The sequence below is a fragment of the Pseudomonas sp. LARHCG127 genome (genome assembly GCF_052871455.1).
On the sequence record NZ_JBIXJT010000008.1, the window covers coordinates 157,235 to 177,196 of the forward strand.

A 19,962-nucleotide genomic window follows, 5' to 3' on the forward strand; every position below is an offset into this window, starting at 1 on the left:
TTCTTAATTCTTCGCGACGGCGGGTTCGGCCGTCGTCGGCGCCACAGGTTCCCGCCAGCCAACGGCCAGGCCGTTGGCGTAGCGCAGATCGATGCGCGCAATGTTCGTAATCTGTTCTTTGAGCGTCTTGTCATAGATGGCGATGAAGCGGCGCATCTTTTCCACCAGGTTGCCGCGACCGAGCAACAACTCGATGCCCGGCCCCGAGCTGCCCGCGCCAGTGGTCAGGAACCAACTGCCGCGCTCACGCAACTCCAGGCGCGCGATGGAGAAGCCCAACGGCCGCAACATCTGGCTCAACACCTGGTATTGCTGCATGACTTGCTGCTGGGCCCGCTGTGGACCGAACAGTTGTGGCAAATGTTCATAGTTGGCCAGTTCCCGCGGCGTAAACGCCTGGCCCTGGTTGTTCAACAGCGACTCGTCGCCCCAACGGGCCACCGGCAGCTGTTCTTCCAGGCGAATCGACACCTGGTCGGGCCACACCCGCCGGACTTCGGCGTGGGCGATCCAGGGCATCTGCTCCAGCTCCGTGCGCATGCCCGCCAGGTCGATGGTGAAGAAGCTCGACGCGACGAACGGGGCGATCCGCTGCTGCACCGCCTGCTGGCTGATGTAGCTCAGGTCGCCCTGGACGTTGATCCGGGCGATTGGCCGGTCGGCATACGGCAACAACCGTTGCGCGCCTTCATACGTACCGAACCCCAGCGCAACCAGCATCACTGGCCAGAACAGGCTCTTGAGAAAGCCAAAATTGGCTTTCGGCAAGCGCGCCGACATCGGCTCTTTGGCCACCATTCGGCTGGCACCCCGCGGCACCGGCTTGCGACCGGGTGCGGATGGCTGATGACGAAGCGATGCGCCTTGCATGGCTTAACCTCTTGGCTCTTGTTGGCCGACACTGGCGGCCAGGATCGACAGCACCAGTTGCTGGAAATCCAGGCCGGCGGCGCGGGCCGCCATCGGCACCAGGCTGTGATCGGTCATGCCAGGGGCGGTGTTGACTTCCAGGAACCAGAACTGCCCATCGGCGTCCTGCATCACGTCCGCCCGGCCCCAACCGGCAATACCCAGCGCCTCACAGGCCTTGGCCGTGAGGTCCATCAGTTGTTTTTCCTTGGCCGCATCCAGCCCGCAGGGAATGCGGTACTGGGTATCGTTGGCGATGTACTTGGCGTCGTAGTCGTAGAACGTGTGGGGCGTGCCCAGCGCAATCGGGGGCAACACCTGGTCACGCAGGGTGGCGATGGTGAACTCGGGACCGGTGATCCACTGTTCGACCAACACTTGCGAATCGTAGGAACTGGCGTCCTTCCAGGCTGCGGTCAACTCAGGCAGCGAATTCACTTTCGCCATGCCGATACTTGAACCTTCATGGGCCGGTTTGACGATCAAAGGGAAGCCCAGTTCCGTGGCCGCCGAAATACAATCGGCCTCGGACGCCAGCACGGCGTGACGCGGCGTTGGAATGCCGAGGCTGTGCCAGACCTGCTTGGTGCGCAGCTTGTCCATCGCCAGGGCAGACGCGAGGATGCCGCTGCCGGTGTAGGGAATGCCCAGGCATTCGAGCAGGCCTTGCATGCTGCCGTCTTCACCGCCGCGACCGTGGAGAATGATGAACGCGCGGTCGATCTTTTCGCTGAGCAGGCGCTGCAGGAAATCGTCGCCCACATCGATGCCGAAGGCGTCGACGCCGGCGCTTTGCAAGGCTTGCAGCACGGCGTTGCCGGACTTGAGGGAGACCTCGCGCTCGGCGCTCTTGCCACCGAACAGCACGGCAACGCGGCCGAAGGCTTTCGGATCGAGGGTCGAGACCAGGTTGGCGTAGGCAGCAGTCATTTCAGTTTCCCCTCGCTGGAGGCCACGATGGCTCCGGCGAATAACGGACTGTTCAACAGTTTCGGGGCCAGGCCACCGATGTCGCCGGCACCCTGGCACAGCAGGATGTCGCCGGCGCGCAGCAGCGGCTTGACCAGCGGCGCGAGGTCCACGCCGCGTTCGATGTAGATCGGGTCCAACTGGCCACGCTGGCGAATGCTGTGGCACAGCTGGCGGCTGTCGGCCCCGGGGATCGGCTCTTCACCGGCCGGGTAGACTTCCATCAACAGCAGCACGTTGGCGTCGGCCAATACCTGGACGAAGTCGTCGTACAGGTCGCGGGTGCGGCTGTAGCGGTGCGGCTGGTAGACCATCACCAGGCGCCGCTCCGGCCAGCCACCGCGCACGGCCTTGATCACCGCCGCGACTTCGGTCGGGTGGTGGCCGTAGTCATCCACCAGCATCACGTTGCCGCCGTCCACCGGCAATTCGCCGTAGACCTGGAAGCGTCGACCCACACCCTGGAACCCGGACAGGCCCTGGACGATGGCTTCATCGCTGACACCTTCGTCGGTGGCGATGCAGATAGTGGCCAAGGCGTTGAGCACGTTGTGGTTGCCAGGCATGTTCACCGACACGTCCAACGGCTCGCGATCAGGGCGCAAGACGGTGAAGAATGTCTGCATGCCCTGCTGGCGCACGTTGATGGCGCGTACGTCGGCGTCTTCGCCAAAACCGTAGGTCACGGTCGGACGCTTGATCAGCGGCAGGATCTCACGCACCACCGGATCGTCCAGGCACACCACCGCCAGACCGTAGAACGGCAGGTTGTGCAGAAACTCCACGAAGGTTTTCTTCAGCTTGTTGAAGTCGCCGTCGTAGGTCGCCATGTGGTCGGCGTCGATGTTGGTCACCACGGCCACCAGTGGTTGCAGGTGCAGGAAACTCGCATCGCTCTCGTCGGCTTCGGCGATCAGGTAGCGGCTGGTACCCAGTTGGGCATTAGTGCCCGCGGCATTCAGGCGGCCACCGATCACGAACGTCGGGTCCAGGCCACCAGCGGCGAACACCGAGGCGATCAGGCTGGTGGTGGTGGTCTTGCCGTGGGTACCGGCGACGGCGATGCCGTGGCGATAGCGCATCAGCTCGGCGAGCATCTCAGCCCGTGGCACCACCGGGATGCGGCGTTCCAGGGCGGTGGCGACTTCCGGGTTGGACGTGTTCACGGCGCTGGACACCACCAGCACGTCGGCATTGGCGGCGTTCTCGGCACGGTGGCCGATAAAAATCTGCGCGCCGAAGGATTCCAGGCGCTCGGTGACCGGGGAAGCCTTCAGGTCGGAACCCGAGACCTGGTAACCCAGGTTCAGCAGCACCTCGGCGATCCCGCACATGCCCACGCCGCCGATACCGACGAAGTGGATGCGGCGGATACGGCGCATTTCCGGTTGCGGCATGGCTTTGCGATTCTCAACCATGGGCCACCTCCAGGCAGGTATCGACCACTTGGGCCGTGGCATCGGGTTTGGCCAGGCGGCGGGCGGCGCGGGCCATGTCTTCAAGTCGTTGCGGCTGCATCAAAACCTCTGTCAGGCGGGCGGCAAGATCCGCGGCGCCAGTCGTTCTTTGCGGCATCAGGAAGGCAGCGCCTTCACGGGCCAAATAATCGGCGTTACGGGTCTGGTGATCGTCGATGGCGTGGGGCAAAGGCACCAGCATCGAGGGCAGACCGGCGGCAGCCAGTTCACTGATGGTCAGCGCGCCTGCGCGGCAGACCACCAGGTCGGCCCAGCCATAGGCTTGGGCCATGTCTTTGATGAAAGGCTGCACTTGCGCCTCGACGCCGGCGGCGCGGTAGCGCTCGGCGGTCACTTCATCGTGGTTTTTGCCGGCCTGGTGAAACACTTCCGGGCGCAGTTCGGGGGCGACCTGCGACAGGGCTTCGGGCAGCAATTTGTTCAACGGTTCTGCCCCCAGGCTTCCACCCAGGACCAGCAAACGCGCCTTGCGTCCGGCCAGGGCCGGGCGCGGTGTTTCGAGGAACAGCTCGGTACGCACCGGATTGCCGGTGGTGCGGCGGCTGCCCGACAGGGTAAAGGTGTCGGGAAAGGCTTCACAGACCCGGGCGGCCAACGGCACCAGTAACCGATTGGCGGTACCGGCCACGGCGTTCTGCTCGTGGACGATCACCGGCACACCGGCCAGTTTTGCCGCAACGCCGCCCGGCCCGGTCACATAACCGCCGAACCCGACCACGCACACCGGCCGCAGCCGACGAATGATCGCCCGCGCTTGCCAGACCGACTTGAGCAGCATCAGCGGTGCCTTGAGCAACGACAGCTTGCCCTTGCCCCGCAGGCCGCTGGCGTCGATCCGGTGCAGTTCGAGGCCGGCGCCGGGCACCAGTTCGTTCTCGATGCCCCGTGGCGTGCCCAACCAATGCACGGTGTAGCCGCGTGCCTGGAACTCCCGGGCACAGGCCAGCGCCGGGAATACGTGCCCGCCGGTACCGCCCGCCATGATCAGCACGTTAGCGCCCATGAGTCGGCTCCTCGGCGAAGTCGCTCTCCTGGAATTCCATCTCTTCGCTGCCCAGGTGGGTTCGACTCTCCCATTCGATACGCAGCAACAGGCCGAGACAGGCACAGCAGATCACCAGGGAGCTGCCGCCATAACTGAGGAACGGCAGCGTCAGGCCCTTGGTCGGCAATAGGCCGACGTTCACGCCGATGTTGATCAAAAACTGGCCGATCCACAGGAACGACAAGCCATACGCCACATAGGCGGCGAAAAACTGTTTGGCCTTTTCCGCCCACAAGCCGATGTACATGCCACGCACGCAGACGAACACGAACAGGGCGACGGTGCACAGGGAACCCACCATCCCCAGTTCTTCGGCCAGGACCGAGAACACGAAGTCGGTGTGGGCTTCCGGCAGGTAGAACTGCTTCTGCACGCTGTTGCCCAGGCCCACGCCCAGCCACTCGCCGCGACCGAAGGCAATCAGCGCCTGGGTCAATTGATAGCCGGAACCAAACTGGTCCGCCCACGGATCGGTAAAGGTGATCAGGCGCGCCATCCGATACGGTTGCGCCTGCACCAGCACCGTCACCGCCGCAACCGCCAGCGCGACCATCAAGGTGAAACGGAACAGCCCGACGCCGCCGAGGAACAGCATCGCCGCCGCCGCGCCCATCATCACCACCGTGGCACCGAAGTCCGGTTCCATCAGCAGCAGGCCGGCCATCGGCAGCAACACGATGAACGGCTTGAAGAACCCCATCCAGCTCTCGCGCACTTCCTTCTGGCGACGCACCAGGTAACCGGCGAGGTAGATCACCACGAAGACCTTGGCGATCTCCGAAGGCTGGACGTTGAAGAAGCTGAAGCCGATCCAGCGCATCGAGCCGTTGACCTCGCGACCAATACCCGGCAAGAGCACCATCACCAACAGGCCGAAGGCACCGAGCAACATCATCCAGCCCAGGCGTTGCCAAGTGGCGATCGGCACCATCATGGTGACGATGCACGCGCCCAGGCCGATCACCAGGTAAATCAGGTGGCGGATCATGTGGTAAAGGGTGTTGCCCGACTGCACGGCGGCCACTTCCGACGACGCGGAGGTGATCATCACCAGGCCCAGGCCCAGCAAGGCCAGGCAACCGGCGAGCATCGGGAAATCCAGATCGATGCCACGACCGGTAATCAGCGGCGACGGGTACGGCTTGATGATGTTCATCAGGTTCATGCCAAGTCCTCCGCGGCCTGGGCGAACAACTGCCCACGCTCTTCGTAGTTCTTGAACATGTCGAAACTGGCGCAGGCCGGCGACAGCAGGACCGCATCGCCCGGCTGGGCAAGGGCGCGGCATTGCTGCACCGCCTCGTCCAGCGAAGCGACGCGTACCAGCGGCACGGCATCGCCGAGGGCCTGGGCGATCAATTCGCGATCACGGCCCATCAGCACCACGGCGCGGCAGTTGGCGGCAACGGGGTCGCGCAGGTCCTTGAAGTCGGCACCCTTGCCGTCGCCGCCGGCGATCAGCACGAGCTTGCCGTCGATGTCCGCGCCAAGGCCTTCGATGGCCGCGAGCGCGGCACCGACGTTGGTGGCCTTGGAGTCGTTGTACCAGGCCACGCCATCGAGGTCGCGTACCCACTGGCAGCGGTGCTCAAGGCCGGCGAAGGTGCGCAGGGCCGAGAGCATGGCGTCGAACGGCAGGCCGACCGCATGCCCCAGGGCCAACGCAGCCAGGGCATTGGCCTGGTTGTGGGCGCCGCGAATTTTCAACTCGCGCACCGGCATCAGGATCTGGAATTCGAAGGCCAGGTATTTCTCGCCGTTCTCTTCGCGCAACCCGAAGCCTTTGAAATCCGGAACGCCCAGGCCGAAGGACCAGCACGGCATGCCCTCGCCCAACAACGGCCGGGTCAGGGCGTCCTGGCGGTTGAATACCACTTGCCGGGCACCCCGGAAAATCCGGTGCTTGGCCAGGTGGTAAGCCGGCAGGCCGCTGTAGCGGTCCATGTGGTCTTCGCTGACGTTGAGCACGGTGGCCACTTCGGCACCGAGGTGGTCGGTGGTCTCGAGCTGGAAGCTCGACAGTTCCATCACGTACAACTCGACGTCATCGCTGAGCAGGTCCAGTGCCGGGGTACCGAGGTTGCCGCCCACGGCGACACGCTTGCCGGCCGCCGCGGCCATCTCACCCACCAGGGTGGTGACGGTGCTCTTGGCATTGGAACCGCTGATGGCAACGATCGGCGCCTTGGCGTTGCGCGCGAATAGCTCGATGTCGCCGGACAACTTCACGCCACGGGCAGCGGCAGCCTGCAGGGCTGGGGTCGCCAGGGCCAGGCCGGGACTCACGTAGAGTTCATCGGCACGGCACAGGAATTCGACGTCCAGCTCGCCACAACGCACGTCCACCTGTGGATAGTCACGGCGCAGCGTGGCCAGCTCAGGCGGATTTTCCCGCGTATCGGCCACGGCAAACGACACGCCCCGGTTCGCCAGGAAGCGAACCAGGGACATGCCGCTCTTGCCGAGGCCGACAACGATGCGGAAGTGGTCAGAAGCAATCAGGGACACTCGTTCTACCTCAGCTTCAGGGTGGCAAGGCCGACCAGCACCAGGATCACGGTGATGATCCAGAAACGGACGATCACGCGTGGCTCGGGCCAGCCCTTGAGTTCAAAGTGGTGGTGGATCGGCGCCATGCGGAATACGCGGCGGCCGGTCAATTTAAAGGAGGCAACCTGAATGACGACTGACAGGGTCTCCATCACGAACACACCGCCCATAATGAACAGGACGATTTCCTGGCGAACGATCACGGCGATGGTGCCCAGGGCCGCGCCCAGCGCCAGCGCGCCGACGTCGCCCATGAAGACTTGCGCCGGGTAGGTGTTGAACCACAGGAAGCCCAGTCCGGCACCGATCAGCGCACCGCAGAACACAATCAATTCACCCGCGCCCGGCACATACGGGATCAGCAGGTATTCGGCGAACTTCACGTTACCCGACAGGTAGCAGAAGATCCCCAGGGCGCCGCCGACCATGACCGTGGGCATGATCGCCAGGCCGTCGAGGCCGTCGGTGAGATTGACCGCGTTGCTCGAACCGACGATCACCAGGTAGGTCAATACGATGAAACCAGCGCCCAGCGGAATGCTGTAGTCCTTGAGCATCGGCAGGATCAGGGTGGTTTCCACCGGCGAGGCGGCGGTCATATAAAGGAAGATCGCCGCGCCAAGGCCGAACACCGATTGCCAGAAATACTTCCAGCGGCTTGGCAGCCCACGGGAGTTCTTCTCGATGACCTTGCGGTAGTCGTCGACCCAGCCGATGGCGCCGAACAGCAACGTCACCAACAGCACAACCCAGACATAACGGTTCGCCAAATCAGCCCACAGCACGGTACTGATGCCAATGGACGACAGGATCAGCGCGCCCCCCATGGTCGGCGTACCGGATTTGGACAGGTGCGATTGCGGACCGTCGTTACGGACCGACTGGCCGATCTGCAGGTTCTGCAGGGTGCGGATCATCCACGGGCCCAGGAACAGCGACAACGACAACGCGGTCAGCACACCCAGGATCCCGCGCAGGGTCAGGTACTGGAAGACCGCGAAGCCTTTGTGGAACTGTTGCAGGTACTCCGCTAGCAGCAGCAGCATTAATGTTTCTCCGTGGTGGTGCCGCACAGCGCCGCGACGATGTTTTCCATCGCTGCGCTGCGTGAACCCTTGATCAATAAGGTGGTGTTCGGGTCCTGCTCGGCGCCCAGGGCCTGGATCAATTCGGCTTGAGTAGTGAAATGCCGTGCGTGCTCGCCAAACGCGGCGACTGCATGGGCCATCATCGGACCGACCGCATACAGCGCATCGACCTTGCCGCGCGCATAGGCACCGACATCGTGATGTCCCTGTTGCGCCCATTCGCCCAACTCGCCGATATCCCCCAGCACCAGCACGGTACGGCCGGAGAAACCGGCGAGGATATCCACCGCCGCGCACATGGACGACGGGTTGGCGTTATAGGTGTCGTCGATCACGCGCATGCCGTTGCTGGCCAGTTGCGCGACAGAGCGCCCCTTGACCGGCTGCACGGCGTTCAGCCCGGCAACGATGCCCGGCAGCGACACGCCCAGGGCATGGGCGGCAGCTGCGGCGGCCAGGGCGTTGGCGACGTTATGGGTGCCCAGCAGGTTCAATTGGACCCGCTCGGCACCGTCGGGGCTGTGCAGGTTAAAGGCCGGGCAACCGCGGGCATCACGGTCCAGGTCGCTGGCGTAGAAATTCGCGGCGAGGTTGCTCAGGGCAAAGCTCAGCACCTTGCGCTCCCCCGCCCGGGTCTTCCAGATTTCGAAGGCCTTGTCGTCGAGATTCAGCACGGCGACGCCATTGGCATCCAGCCCTTCGATGATCTCGCCCTTGGCCTCGACGATTTTTTCCGGGCCGCCGAACTCGCCGACGTGGGCGGTCCCGGCGTTGTTGAGCACCGCCACGTGGGGCTTGGTCATGGCCACGGTGTAGGCGATCTCGCCGAGCCGCGAAGCCCCCAATTCAATGACGGCGGCGCTGTGTTCCGGTGCCAGTTCCAGCAAGGTCAGGGGCACACCGAGGTCGTTGTTCAGGTTGCCACGGGTCGCCAGCACCGCACCACGAGTGCGCAGGATGCTGGCAAGCATTTCCTTGACCGTGGTCTTGCCGCTGGAACCGGTAATGGCCGCGACCGGGTTGCCATACGCTGCGCGGTTCAGCGCACCGAGCTGGCCCAGGGCCTGGCGAGTGTCGCTGACGAGCAATTGCGGCAACGTGCTGTTGCTCACTTCCCGCTCGACCAATGCGGCGACCGCACCTTTGCCCGCGACCTCGTTCAAGTAATCGTGGCCGTCGAAACGCGGACCGGTCAGGGCGACGAACAATTGCCCCGGCGCGATCGCCCGGCTGTCGATGCTCACGCCGCTGAAGGTGGCGTCCGCAGAAATGAGGCGCGCATTCAGGGCGTTGGTCAGCTCGCTGAGTTTCAGGGCCTTAAGCATGGGCCACCTCCCACGCGGTCAGGGCGTGATCGGCTTCCACCAGATCGGAGAACCCATGGCGTTCGCCGTTGATTTCCTGATAGTCCTCGTGACCCTTGCCGGCCAGGACGATGACATCGTCCGCCGAGGCGCTGGCGATCAACTGGGCAATGGCCTGGCCGCGACCAGCGACGAAGGTGACGTTATCCACAGCGGTAAAACCGGCGCGGATGTCGTCGAAGATCCGCAGCGGGTCTTCGCTGCGCGGGTTGTCATCGGTGACCAGCACGCCGTCCGCCAGACGCTCCACCACTTCTGCCATCAACGGGCGCTTGCCGCGATCGCGATCGCCGCCGCAGCCGAACAGGCACAGCAGCCGGCCCTTGGCGTGAGGACGCAAGGCCGTGAGGACTTTTTCCAACGCGTCGGGGGTATGGGCGTAATCGACCACCACCAACGGTTGGGCCCCGCCGCCGAGGCGCTGCATGCGCCCGGCCGGCCCTTCAAGTCTTGGCAACACCTTGAGGATTTCGTCCAGCGCGTAGTCCAGGCCGAGCAAGGCGCCGATGGCCGCCAATACGTTGCTCAGGTTGAAGCGGCCGAGCAAGGTGCTGCGCAGATGGTGCTCGCCCTGGGGCGTGACCAGTGTGGCGCGCACGCCTTCATCGTCGAACTGCGCCTGGCGTATATAAAGGTAGGCGCTGGTATCTTCCAGGCTATAGGTGATCAACCGGGACTCGCGCTTGTCGGCGGCCAGTTGCCGGCCGAACTCGTCGTCGAGATTGATGACCCGGCATTTCAAGTCACTCCAGGCAAACAGCTTGGCCTTGGCTTCGCCGTAGGCCTGCATGGTGCCGTGGTAGTCCAGGTGGTCGCGGGACAGGTTGGTCAACACCGCGACGTCGAACGCCAGCGCCGTCACACGCCCCTGGTCCAGGCCATGGGACGAGACCTCCATCGCAACGGCCTTGGCACCGGCCTTCTTCAAGTCCGCCAGGGTCGCTTGCACGGCAATCGGGTTCGGCGTGGTGTGCAGGCCGCTTTCCAGCGCGCCATGAAAACCGTTGCCCAAGGTGCCGACAATGCCGCAATGCTGGCCGAGCAGGTCCAAGGCCTGGGCCACCAGTTGGGTCACGCTGGTCTTGCCGTTGGTGCCGGTCACGCCCACCAGGTTCAGGTGGCGGCTCGGGTCGCCATAGAACCGTCCGGCGATGTCCGACAGCTGCGCCGCCAGGCCCTTGACCGGAATCAGCGGCACGTCAGTGATCGGCAGCACGGTCGCGCCTTGCACTTCATACGCCACGGCAGCCGCGCCGCGCTTCAGGGCGTCGGCGATATGGTCGCGACCATCGACACGGGCGCCCGGCACCGCCAGGAACAAGTCCCCGGCACGTACATTGCGGCTGTCCAGGGCCAATTCACGAATCAGCAGATCGTGACCGGCGTGGGCAAAAATCTTGTTCAGGCTCAGGGACATCAGCCACGCCCTCCTTCGGCTTTCAAGGGAATGACCGGTGCGGTATTGGCCTGCTGGGTCGGCGGCAGGTTATCCGGGGTAACGTTCATCAGGCGCAGGGTGCCGGACATCACTTTGCTGAACACCGGCGCCGAGACCAGGCCACCGAAGTAGCCCGCCTTGCTCGGTTCGTCGATGACCACGACGATGGCGTAGCGTGGGTCGCTCATCGGGCCGAAGCCGGCGAACAGCGAACGGTAGGAATTCTCGGCGTAGCCTTTGGTGCCCACGGAGGTTTTGCGGGCCGTACCCGACTTGCCTGCCACGTGATAGGCCGGCACCTGGGCGCGGTAGACACCACGCGGCGCCTCGATCACCTGTTGCAGCATGCCCTGCATGGTCTTGGCGACGTTTTCCGGGATCACCTGGGTGGCTTGCGGTGGCTTGTCAGTCTTGATCAGGGTCAGCGGTGCCATGCGCCCGTTGTTCGCCAGCGCGGAAAACGCGTGGACCAACTGGATCGCGGTCACGGAAACGCCGTAGCCATAGGACAACGTGGCGGTCTCAGCCTTGCGCCAGTCACGGTAGTTCGGCAGGTTGCCGACACGCTCGCCCGGGAAGCCCAGGCCGGTGTCCTGGCCGAGGCCGATTTTCTGGGCCAGGCGATAAATCGTCTCGCCGCCGATATCGAAGGCGATCTTGCTCATGCCGACGTTACTGGAGTTGATCAGGATGCCGGTCAGGTCGAGCACCGGGCCTTCAGTCTTGGACACGTCACGGATGGTGTACTTGCCGATCTGCAAGGTGCCCGGGTAGACCTCGACGGTGTCGCTCGGTTTCCAGCGCCCGGTTTCCAGGGCGGCAGCCATGGACACGGCTTTCATGGTCGAACCCGGCTCGAACACGTCGATCATCGCGCGGTTGCGCATCATCGCCGGTTGCAGGTTGCGGCGGTTGTTCGGGTTGTAGGTCGGCTGGTTGACCATCGCCAGGATCTCGCCGGTCTTCACGTCCATGATCACCAGGCTGCCGGCCTTGGCACCGTTCTCGACGATGGCGTTGCGCAGCTCGCGGTTGGCCAGGTATTGCAGGCGCAGGTCAATGGACAACGCCAAGGGCTTGCCGGCCTTGGCGTTTTTGGTGACTTGGACATCCTTGATCAGCCTGCCGCGCCGATCCTTGATGACCTGGCGCTTGCCGGCGACCCCGGCGAGCCATTCGTCATAGGCCAGCTCGACCCCTTCGCGCCCTCGATCATCGATGTCGGTAAACCCGACCATGTGGGCGGTAACTTCACCGGCCGGGTAGAAACGCCGGAATTCTTCGATGCCGTAGACACCGGGCACTTTCAGGTCGAGCACGCCCTGGCCTTGCTCGGGCGTCAACCCGCGCACCAGGTAGATGAATTCCTTATTGGCTTGGGCTTCAAGACGCTCGGCCAAGGCCTTGGGGTCCTGCCCGAGGGCGGCGGCCAAGGCCGGCCATTTTTCCTTGGCTTGCTGCATTTCCTTGGCGTTGGCCCACAAGGTGGTCACCGGGGTACTCACGGCCAGGGGTTCGCCGTTGCGGTCGGTGATCAGGCCACGGTGCGCCGGAATCGGAATATGACGCACACTGCGAGCGTCGCCCTGCCCCTTGAGGAAGTCACGGTCGATGACCTGCAGGTCGATGATGCGCCACGAAATCGCCGCCACCATGATCCCGAGCAAGCCCAGGACCAGACGAAACCGCCACGGGAACAGCGCCCCTTCGAGTTTCATCATGGCGCCACCATTTGCACTTCGGCGGCGCCGGGAATGCGCATTTTCAGCTGTTCGGTGGCCAGTACTTCGATACGGCTATGGGCGGTCCAGGTGCTTTGCTCCAGGATCAACCGGCCCCACTCGGCCTGCGCCTTGTCGCGCACGCTCAGTTCGTTGTAGAGGGTGTTGAGCAACTGCCGGTTCCAGTGCGCGCTATAGGACACGGCGATGGCCGACACGAGCACGCCGATAAACAGCAGCAGCATGAAAAAGCTGCCGCCAGGCAGGGGCTTGGCGAAGAGCTTGCTCACCGCAACTTCTCCGCGACACGCATGACGGCGCTACGGGCACGTGGGTTGGCCTTGAGTTCGGCGTCGGAGGCGAACTGCGCTTTGCCATGGATCTTGATTTTCGGTACGAAGGCTTCGAAACGCACCGGCAGGTTGCGCGGCAGGTTATCGGCTTCGCCCTTGGTGAGCTTGCGCATGAACAGCTTGACGATGCGGTCTTCCAGGGAATGGAAGCTGATCACCACCAGCCGACCGCCGATCTCCAGCGCCTCAAGCGCTGCTTCGAGACCAACTTCCAGATCGCCCAGCTCGTTATTGACGTGGATGCGCAAGCCCTGGAAAGCACGGGTCGCCGGGTTCTTGCCCTTCTCCCAGGCCGGGTTGGCCACTTTCAGCACTTCGGCCAGGTCGCCGGTACGCTCGAAGGGCTTGACGTCGCGGCGTTCGACCACGGCACGGGCCATGCGGCCGGAGAAACGCTCTTCGCCGTATTCCTTGAAGACACGGGCGATTTCTTCCACCGGGGCGGTGTTGACGAATTCGGCGGCGCTGATGCCACGGGACGGATCCATGCGCATGTCCAACGGACCGTCATTGAGGAAACTGAAGCCGCGCTCCGGGTCGTCCAGTTGCGGCGACGACACGCCCAGGTCGAGCAGCACGCCACTGACCTTGCCCGCCAGGCCACGCTCGGCGACTTCCGCGCCCAACTCGGCAAAGCTGCGCTGCACAACGACAAAGCGGCCGTCTTCGGCCGCCAGCGCTTGCCCGGTGGCAATCGCTTGAGGATCCTTGTCGAACCCCAGCAACCGACCGTCCGGACCGAGCTGGCTGAGAATCAGCCGGCTGTGCCCGCCACGCCCGAACGTGCCGTCCAGATAGCAGCCATCAGGACGTACGGCGAGAGCCTCGACGGCTTCGTCAAGCAGTACGGTGATGTGGTTAAAGCCGCTATCAATAGTCACAGGATCAAATCACGCAGTTCATCAGGCATGGCGCCCGGTTGTTGAATAGCAGCGAGGTCAGCGGCAGAAACCGCATTCCAGGCATCTTCGTCCCACAGTTGGAACTTGTTCAGTTGGCCCACCAGCATCGCGCGCTTGTCCAGCTTGGCGTACTCGCGCAGGCGCGGCGGCACCAGGAAACGACCGCTGCCATCGAGCTCGAGGTCGACGGCATTACCGATCAGCAAGCGTTGCAGGCGGCGGTTTTCTTCACGCAGCGAAGGCAGTGCGCGCAGTTTGGTTTCGATGATTTCCCACTCATCCAAGGGGTAGACACACAAACATGGGTCAACAGCGTCGATTGTGACGATTAATTGCCCCGAACTTCGCGAAACGAGCTCGTCACGATACCGGCTGGGCATGGCGAGCCGGCCTTTTGCATCGAGACTGATAGCGTTAGCTCCGCGAAACACGTCTGCGTTTCTCCACTTTTTGGCGTTTTACCTTCAAAAAAACCCACTTCATGCCACTTTCCGCCACTTGCGCACACTATAGGAATGCGCCCACCGCACCGTCAAGGCGCGGAATGAAGGAAAAGCCTTATAGATCGGAGATTTAGGAGCGTTTCAGGAGGGGTAACAAGAATCTGACGTAGGAAAAGGCGCTTCAACCTGAGGCTGCACAGGGGACTGCGCGCACAAGTTAAAGTGATTTGTTAAGAGTAAGATTTTTTTGGTATTAGGAACTGCATCTGCCAGTGATTCCGGCAGGAAGGGAAAAGGTGGAGAGTCGATCTGTAAGCCGGGTTCTGTCTTGAACAGTCATTCGTCTACGATGGCCATCACTGGACATCTTTAGCAACCTACCCGGTCCCAGCGCGGGCCACGCCTTGGGACCCTATTTGGTCTTGCTCCAAGTGGGGTTTACCTAGCCACGAACTGTTGCCAGCCGTGCGGTGCGCTCTTACCGCACCTTTTCACCCTTACCGGCGCCGAAACGCTTAGGCGGTTATTTTCTGTGGCACTTTCCGTAGGCTCACGCCTCCCAGGCATTACCTGGCACTTCGCCCTATGGAGCCCGGACTTTCCTCCCCCCTCTAATTTTCATAGAGGGCAGCGACTGTCCGATCGACTCTCCGCCGCGAAGGTTAACGGTAGAGCGCTTGAAGAACAAGCGCTAAAAGCCCCGGGCCAGCACCGTGTCCCGGTTTCACTGGTCTTTCTGTTTTTCCAGTGCGACCTGATACAGCACATTCTTGCGCTCGCCGGTGATCTGCGCCGCAAGGGCCGCGGCGCGCTTGAGGGGCATTTCCTCGAGCAGCAGGTTCAGGACGCGCATCGCCTCGCTGCTGACAGCGTCCTCGTTTTGCGGCGGTGTCCAGCCTGCCACCAGCACGACGCACTCACCGCGCTGCTGGTTGCTGTCGCTTTCGACGAAGGCGCGCAACTCGGCCAAGGGCAGGCCCTTGAGGGTTTCAAAGGTCTTGGTCAACTCCCGGGCCAGCAGCGCCTGGCGCTCGGGGCCGAACACCAGCTCCATGTCTTGCAGGCATTCGAGGATGCGGTGCGGCGCCTCATAAAAGATCAGCGTGCGCGGTTCTTCCTTTATAGCTTCCAGGCGCGCCCGCCGCCCTACCGCCTTGGCCGGCAGGAAACCCTCGAAAATGAAACGGTCCGACGGCAGGCCTGCCGCCGACAGCGCCGCGATCAATGCGCAAGCCCCCGGCACAGGCACCACATTGATGCCAGCCGCGCGGGCCTGGCGCACCAGATGGTAGCCGGGGTCGGAAATCAGCGGCGTACCGGCATCGGAAATCAACGCGACGTTATCACCCGCCAACAGCCGGGTGATGAAACGACTGCCTTCGTCCCGCTCATTGTGTTCATGACAGGCCGCCAACGGCGTGGAAATGCCGAAATGTTGCAGCAGGCGCTGGGAGTGGCGCGTGTCTTCAGCCGCGATCAGCGCGACCTCCTGCAGGATTTTCAGCGCCCGGGCACTGATATCGTCCAGGTTGCCGATGGGCGTCGCCACCACATAAAGCGAGCCGGCAGCGGAATTCAAAGCACCTGGAGCAGTCAAAACGCGCACCTCATGATCGGTAAAAACCGCCATTGTAGCGTGTAGAGGCAGTCTCGGCTGTTCGCAGTACCTGGCACCCCGAGGCGCCACCTCTCACTAGAAGGTTGCACAAGCCCTTGTGGCGAGGGAGCTTGCTCCCGCTCGGCTGCGCAGCAGTCGTAAAAATCTGCCAGCCACATTGATGTAGCGTATTGAATGGCTTAGGGCTGCTACGCAGCCCAGCGGGAGCAAGCTCCCTCGCCACAAAGGCAATATTGCGGAGCGACCAGCGTCTTTTGTGCTGCGCCGCACTCTTTGAAATACCTAAATTGATCGATTCACGCCACTAACATCGCGCCCCGGCCAGTGCTTGGGTACAATTCGACGCTAATTTGATCTCGTATCAGGAACACTTACATGATCGCTTGCCTGCGGCTGCTCTCCGCCCTTTGCCTCGCTGCCCTCCTGGCGGCTTGCGCCAGCTCGCCCTCGTCCAGCCTTGGCGAACTTCCACGGACCCCGGATGCCAGTATCGAGCAACTGCTCGAACAGGCCACCCAAAGCAAAACCCCGGAAAAGGCCGCCCTGCTGCGCCTGAGCGCCGCGGACCTGGCCTACCGCCAGGGCAATGCCGGCCAGTCCGCACAGATCCTGCAACAAGTGCCGATGGAGCAACTCAAGCCCGGCCAGCAGATTTTCGCCAGCACGCTGTCGGCTGAACTGGCGATGACCCGCAACCAGCCCAAGGCTGCGCTGACCGCCCTGAGTCATCCAAGCCTGCAACACCTGAGCGAAATGCCGGTGGAGCAGCAGGTCCGCACCGGCACCGTCCGTGCCCGCGCCCTCGAAGCCGATGGCCAGACCCTGGCCGCCGCCAAGGAGCGCATCTTCATTGCGCCCCTGCTGGAGAACGACGCCGCAGCGAAAAACCATGAAGCCATCTGGTCGCTGATCGCCTCGCTGCCCACCGACCAGTTGCAGCCAACCTCCAACGACGATCTCGGCGGCTGGCTGAGCCTGGCCCAAGTCGTCAAGACCGCTGGCACCCTGGAACAGCAGCAGGCGGCCATCGACCACTGGCGCGAACAGAACCCGAAGCACCCTGCCGCCCTGCAACTGCCGACACCCCTGGTCAAGCTCAAGGAACTGGCCAGCCAGCCATTGAGCAAGATCGCCCTGCTGCTGCCACAGAGTGGCCAGTTGGCCGCGGTTGCCAAGGCCTTGCGCGAGGGCTTCATGGCTGCCCACTACCAGGCCCAGCAGGCCGGGCAGACGCCGCCAAGCATCCAGTTCTATGACAGCGCCAGCCTGACCTCCATGGACGAGTTCTATCGCAAGGCCCAGGCCGACGGCGTGCAACTGGTCATCGGCCCGCTGGAAAAACCGCTGGTCAAGCAGATCAGCACCCGCCCGCAATTGCCGATCACCACCCTGGCACTGAACTACAGCGAAGGCGAACAAGGGCCACCGCAACTGTTCCAGTTCGGCCTGGCACCTGAGGATGAAGCCCGCGAAGTATCCCGTCGCGCCCGTGCCGATGGCCTGCACCGCGCCGCCGCCATGGTGCCGAAGGGCGAATGGGGCGATCGCGTGCTCAAGGCCTTCAGCCAGGACTGGCAGGCCAACGGCGGCACCATCGTCGCCATCGAACGTGTCGACCAGCCGGTCCAGCTGGCCCAGCAGATCGCCGACATGTTCCAGTTGCGCCAGAGTGAAGGTCGCGCCAAGAGCCTGCAAAACACCGTCGGCACCACGGTCGCGGCCCAGCCGTCCCGTCGCCAGGATATCGAGTTCATCTTCCTCGCCTCGACACCGCAGCAGGCCCAGCAGATCAAGCCGACCCTGAACTTCCAGTACGCCGGCGACGTGCCGGTCTACGCAACGTCCTCGGTGTTCAGCGCCAGCGGCGACCAGAACCAGTACAACGACATGAGCGGCATCCGCTTCTGTGAAACCCCCTGGCTGCTCGACGCCAATGACCCGCTGCGCAAGCAGGTCACCGCGCAGTGGCCCCAGGCGGGTGGCAGCCTGGGTCGGTTGTACGCGATGGGGGCGGACGCCTATCGCCTGGCGCCGCGCCTGGGCCAGCTCAAGACGTTGCCGGACAGCCGCATCGAAGGCCTGTCGGGCAGCCTGGCCGTGTCTCCCACCCAGCGCGTACAGCGTCAACTGCCCTGGGCCGAGTTCGTCAACGGCCAGGTGCAGCGCCTGCCGGACACCCAGCGCTAATGCCTGACCGATCACGCCAGCAAAGCGGACGGGATGCCGAGGGCCAGGCCCTCGCGCATCTCGAGCAACACGGCCTGCGGCTGCTGGCGCAGAACTGGTTGTGCAAACGCGGCGAGCTTGATCTGGTCATGCTTGACGGCGATACAGTAGTATTCGTCGAAGTCCGCTACAGAAAAAATACCCAATGGGGTGGCGCGCTCGACAGCATTGACGGGCGCAAGCGCCAAAAGCTGATTTTCGCCGCGCAGTACTTCCTGCAACGCGAGTCTCGCTGGGCCGATCATCCCTGCCGCTTCGACGTGGTTGCCATCGACAGTAACGCCGACCAGTTGAACTGGCTGCAGAACGCCTTCGACAGTTGAGCGCCCATGCCGAGCCGGACACCTTCACCTAACTTTTTTGCTCTTTGCTTTGCGCGCCGCACATGTTTGTGCCGATAAGTCGCGCTACTTAAGGTCACACAGATGGACATGCAATCGCGAATTCGCCAGCTTTTTCAGGCCAGTATCGACACCAAGCAACAGGCGATGGACGTACTTGCACCGCACATCGAGCAAGCCAGCCAAGTGATGGTCAACGCCTTGCTCAACGAGGGCAAGATGCTTTCGTGCGGCAACGGCGGCTCGGCCGGCGACGCCCAGCATTTTTCCTCGGAATTGCTCAACCGCTTCGAGCGCGAACGCCCGAGCCTGCCGGCAATCGCCCTGACCACCGACAGCTCGACGATTACCTCGATCGCCAACGACTACAGCTACAACGAAGTCTTCTCCAAACAGATCCGCGCCCTGGGCCAACCCGGCGATGTCCTGCTGGCGATTTCCACCAGCGGCAACTCGGCCAACATTATTCAAGCGATCCAGGCCGCACATGATCGCGAAATGATTGTCGTAGCATTGACCGGTCGTGACGGCGGCGGCATGGCGTCACTGCTATTGCCCGAAGACGTCGAGATCCGCGTACCGGCCAATGTCACTGCACGTATCCAGGAAGTCCACCTGCTGGCGATCCACTGCCTTTGCGACTTGATCGACAGCCAACTGTTCGGGAGTGAAGAATGACCCCTAATCGCCTAGGCCTTCTGGCCCTGACCCTGTGCCTCGGCATCAGCGGCTGCACATCGGTGGTTAACGCCAGCCGGGAAAAGCCGATTGAAGATGACCGCGGCACCCGCACCTTCGGCAGCAAGATCGACGACTCCCTGATTGAAACCAAGGTCGGCGTGAACATCGCCAAGGCCGATCCGGACCTGGACAACAACTCGCACATCGTCGTCACCAGCTTCAACGGCGTTGTCTTGCTGGCCGGCCAGACCCCACGTGCCGACCTCAAGGCCAAGGCCGAACAAGAAGCCAGCGCCGTGCAGCGGGTCAAGACCGTGCATAACGAGCTTCAGGTTCTGCAACCTTCTTCGCTGCTGGCGCGCCAGAACGATGCCTGGCTGACCACCAAGATCAAGACGCAGATGCTCACCGACGCCAGCATTCCTGGTTCGCGCATCAAGGTTGTGACTGAGAATGGCATCGTGTATTTGCTGGGGTTGCTGACCAAGCAGGAAGCGGCGCAGGCGACTAATCTGGTGCAGGGTGTGTCTGGAGTGCAGAAGATTGTGAAGTTGTTTGAGTATATTGACTGATATAGATGCTGGTACACGAACGGCGCTTTTCCTGGAAAGGAAGGCGCCGTTTTTTTATGGCTTCGTTTTGGGGCTGGTTGATCGGTGTGTATATCCATTGCTGCGGTAACGGCCGCTTAGGGTTCCGCCCTGGCGGCGGGTCACTTTCGAAAAGCCCGGAAGCCGGCCCAGTCGAAAGTAACCAAAGCGCTTCTGCCTCACCACTCGGTGCCTCGCCAGGGCTCGGCATGCCTGAACGAAGGCATTGCTCCGTGGGCCGCCGCG

At 63.0% G+C, this 19,962-nt stretch carries 18 protein-coding genes and 1 other RNA gene; 4 read left to right on the top strand and 15 right to left on the bottom strand.

Going from position 1 to position 19,962, the window contains the following annotated elements; all coding sequences use genetic code 11:
• Positions 1–3: 3 nt before the first annotated feature.
• From ACIPQ1_RS15530 to rsmI, 15 genes are all read right to left on the bottom strand, one after another.
• Positions 4–870, bottom strand: coding sequence for a cell division protein FtsQ/DivIB (locus ACIPQ1_RS15530; RefSeq protein WP_186705128.1), 867 nt, complete (start codon positions 868–870; stop codon positions 4–6).
• A 3-nt stretch (positions 871–873) separates the two neighbouring features.
• Complete coding sequence (locus ACIPQ1_RS15535; RefSeq protein WP_053124955.1) at positions 874–1,839, bottom strand: D-alanine--D-alanine ligase; 966 nt, start codon at positions 1,837–1,839, stop codon at positions 874–876.
• Positions 1,836–3,296, bottom strand: a complete 1,461-nt coding sequence (gene murC / locus ACIPQ1_RS15540) for a UDP-N-acetylmuramate--L-alanine ligase (protein WP_053124957.1) — start codon at positions 3,294–3,296, stop codon at positions 1,836–1,838. The genes ACIPQ1_RS15535 and murC overlap by 4 nt, the downstream gene beginning before the upstream one ends.
• Positions 3,289–4,359, bottom strand: coding sequence for an undecaprenyldiphospho-muramoylpentapeptide beta-N-acetylglucosaminyltransferase (gene murG / locus ACIPQ1_RS15545; protein WP_186705126.1), 1,071 nt, complete (start codon positions 4,357–4,359; stop codon positions 3,289–3,291). The genes murC and murG overlap by 8 nt, the downstream gene beginning before the upstream one ends.
• Positions 4,349–5,566, bottom strand: coding sequence for a putative lipid II flippase FtsW (ftsW, locus tag ACIPQ1_RS15550; protein ID WP_411385565.1), 1,218 nt, complete (start codon positions 5,564–5,566; stop codon positions 4,349–4,351). Before ftsW ends, murG begins: the two co-directional genes overlap by 11 nt.
• Positions 5,563–6,909 (bottom strand): UDP-N-acetylmuramoyl-L-alanine--D-glutamate ligase, encoded by a 1,347-nt coding sequence (gene murD / locus ACIPQ1_RS15555; RefSeq protein ID WP_186705125.1) that lies wholly within the window; start codon positions 6,907–6,909, stop codon positions 5,563–5,565. The genes ftsW and murD overlap by 4 nt, the downstream gene beginning before the upstream one ends.
• A 5-nt stretch (positions 6,910–6,914) precedes the next feature.
• Positions 6,915–7,997: a phospho-N-acetylmuramoyl-pentapeptide-transferase gene (gene mraY, locus ACIPQ1_RS15560; RefSeq protein ID WP_047228816.1), complete on the bottom strand. Its 1,083-nt coding sequence runs from the start codon at positions 7,995–7,997 to the stop codon at positions 6,915–6,917.
• Positions 7,997–9,364 (bottom strand): UDP-N-acetylmuramoyl-tripeptide--D-alanyl-D-alanine ligase, encoded by a 1,368-nt coding sequence (locus ACIPQ1_RS15565; RefSeq protein ID WP_411385566.1) that lies wholly within the window; start codon positions 9,362–9,364, stop codon positions 7,997–7,999. The genes mraY and ACIPQ1_RS15565 overlap by 1 nt, the downstream gene beginning before the upstream one ends.
• The gene (locus ACIPQ1_RS15570) at positions 9,357–10,820 is read right to left on the bottom strand and encodes a UDP-N-acetylmuramoyl-L-alanyl-D-glutamate--2,6-diaminopimelate ligase (RefSeq protein ID WP_411385567.1); all 1,464 of its coding nucleotides are present in this window, start codon (positions 10,818–10,820) and stop codon (positions 9,357–9,359) included. The genes ACIPQ1_RS15565 and ACIPQ1_RS15570 overlap by 8 nt, the downstream gene beginning before the upstream one ends.
• Positions 10,820–12,559 (bottom strand): peptidoglycan D,D-transpeptidase FtsI family protein, encoded by a 1,740-nt coding sequence (locus tag ACIPQ1_RS15575; protein WP_446534442.1) that lies wholly within the window; start codon positions 12,557–12,559, stop codon positions 10,820–10,822. The genes ACIPQ1_RS15570 and ACIPQ1_RS15575 overlap by 1 nt, the downstream gene beginning before the upstream one ends.
• A complete protein-coding gene (gene ftsL, locus ACIPQ1_RS15580) occupies positions 12,559–12,852 on the bottom strand; it encodes a cell division protein FtsL (protein WP_003178214.1) in 294 nt (97 codons plus the stop codon). The genes ACIPQ1_RS15575 and ftsL overlap by 1 nt, the downstream gene beginning before the upstream one ends.
• A complete protein-coding gene (gene rsmH, locus ACIPQ1_RS15585; RefSeq protein WP_411385568.1) occupies positions 12,849–13,796 on the bottom strand; it encodes a 16S rRNA (cytosine(1402)-N(4))-methyltransferase RsmH in 948 nt (315 codons plus the stop codon). The genes ftsL and rsmH overlap by 4 nt, the downstream gene beginning before the upstream one ends.
• On the bottom strand, positions 13,793–14,248 hold the full coding sequence (gene mraZ / locus ACIPQ1_RS15590; protein WP_003205355.1) for a division/cell wall cluster transcriptional repressor MraZ: 456 nt from the start codon (positions 14,246–14,248) through the stop codon (positions 13,793–13,795). Before mraZ ends, rsmH begins: the two co-directional genes overlap by 4 nt.
• A 308-nt stretch (positions 14,249–14,556) precedes the next feature.
• Positions 14,557–14,910: RNase P RNA component class A (rnpB, locus tag ACIPQ1_RS15595), an RNA gene on the bottom strand.
• Between the two features lie 74 nt (positions 14,911–14,984).
• Entirely contained in the window at positions 14,985–15,890 is a 906-nt protein-coding gene (rsmI, locus tag ACIPQ1_RS15600) for a 16S rRNA (cytidine(1402)-2'-O)-methyltransferase (protein WP_411385569.1), read from the bottom strand.
• A 363-nt stretch (positions 15,891–16,253) separates the two neighbouring features.
• Between rsmI and ACIPQ1_RS15605 the strand changes: the two genes are divergently transcribed.
• The 4 genes from ACIPQ1_RS15605 (at position 16,254) to ACIPQ1_RS15620 (ending at position 19,698) form a co-directional block, all read left to right on the top strand.
• Complete coding sequence (locus tag ACIPQ1_RS15605; RefSeq protein WP_446534407.1) at positions 16,254–18,065, top strand: penicillin-binding protein activator; 1,812 nt, start codon at positions 16,254–16,256, stop codon at positions 18,063–18,065.
• Complete coding sequence (locus ACIPQ1_RS15610; RefSeq protein ID WP_186705120.1) at positions 18,065–18,427, top strand: YraN family protein; 363 nt, start codon at positions 18,065–18,067, stop codon at positions 18,425–18,427. The genes ACIPQ1_RS15605 and ACIPQ1_RS15610 overlap by 1 nt, the downstream gene beginning before the upstream one ends.
• Before the next feature lie 102 nt (positions 18,428–18,529).
• Positions 18,530–19,123: a phosphoheptose isomerase gene (locus ACIPQ1_RS15615; RefSeq protein WP_007928463.1), complete on the top strand. Its 594-nt coding sequence runs from the start codon at positions 18,530–18,532 to the stop codon at positions 19,121–19,123.
• Positions 19,120–19,698 carry a BON domain-containing protein gene (locus ACIPQ1_RS15620; protein WP_030139689.1) on the top strand — a complete coding sequence of 193 codons (579 nt, stop codon included), beginning with the start codon at positions 19,120–19,122 and terminating at the stop codon, positions 19,696–19,698. The genes ACIPQ1_RS15615 and ACIPQ1_RS15620 overlap by 4 nt, the downstream gene beginning before the upstream one ends.
• Positions 19,699–19,962: the final 264 nt, after the last annotated feature.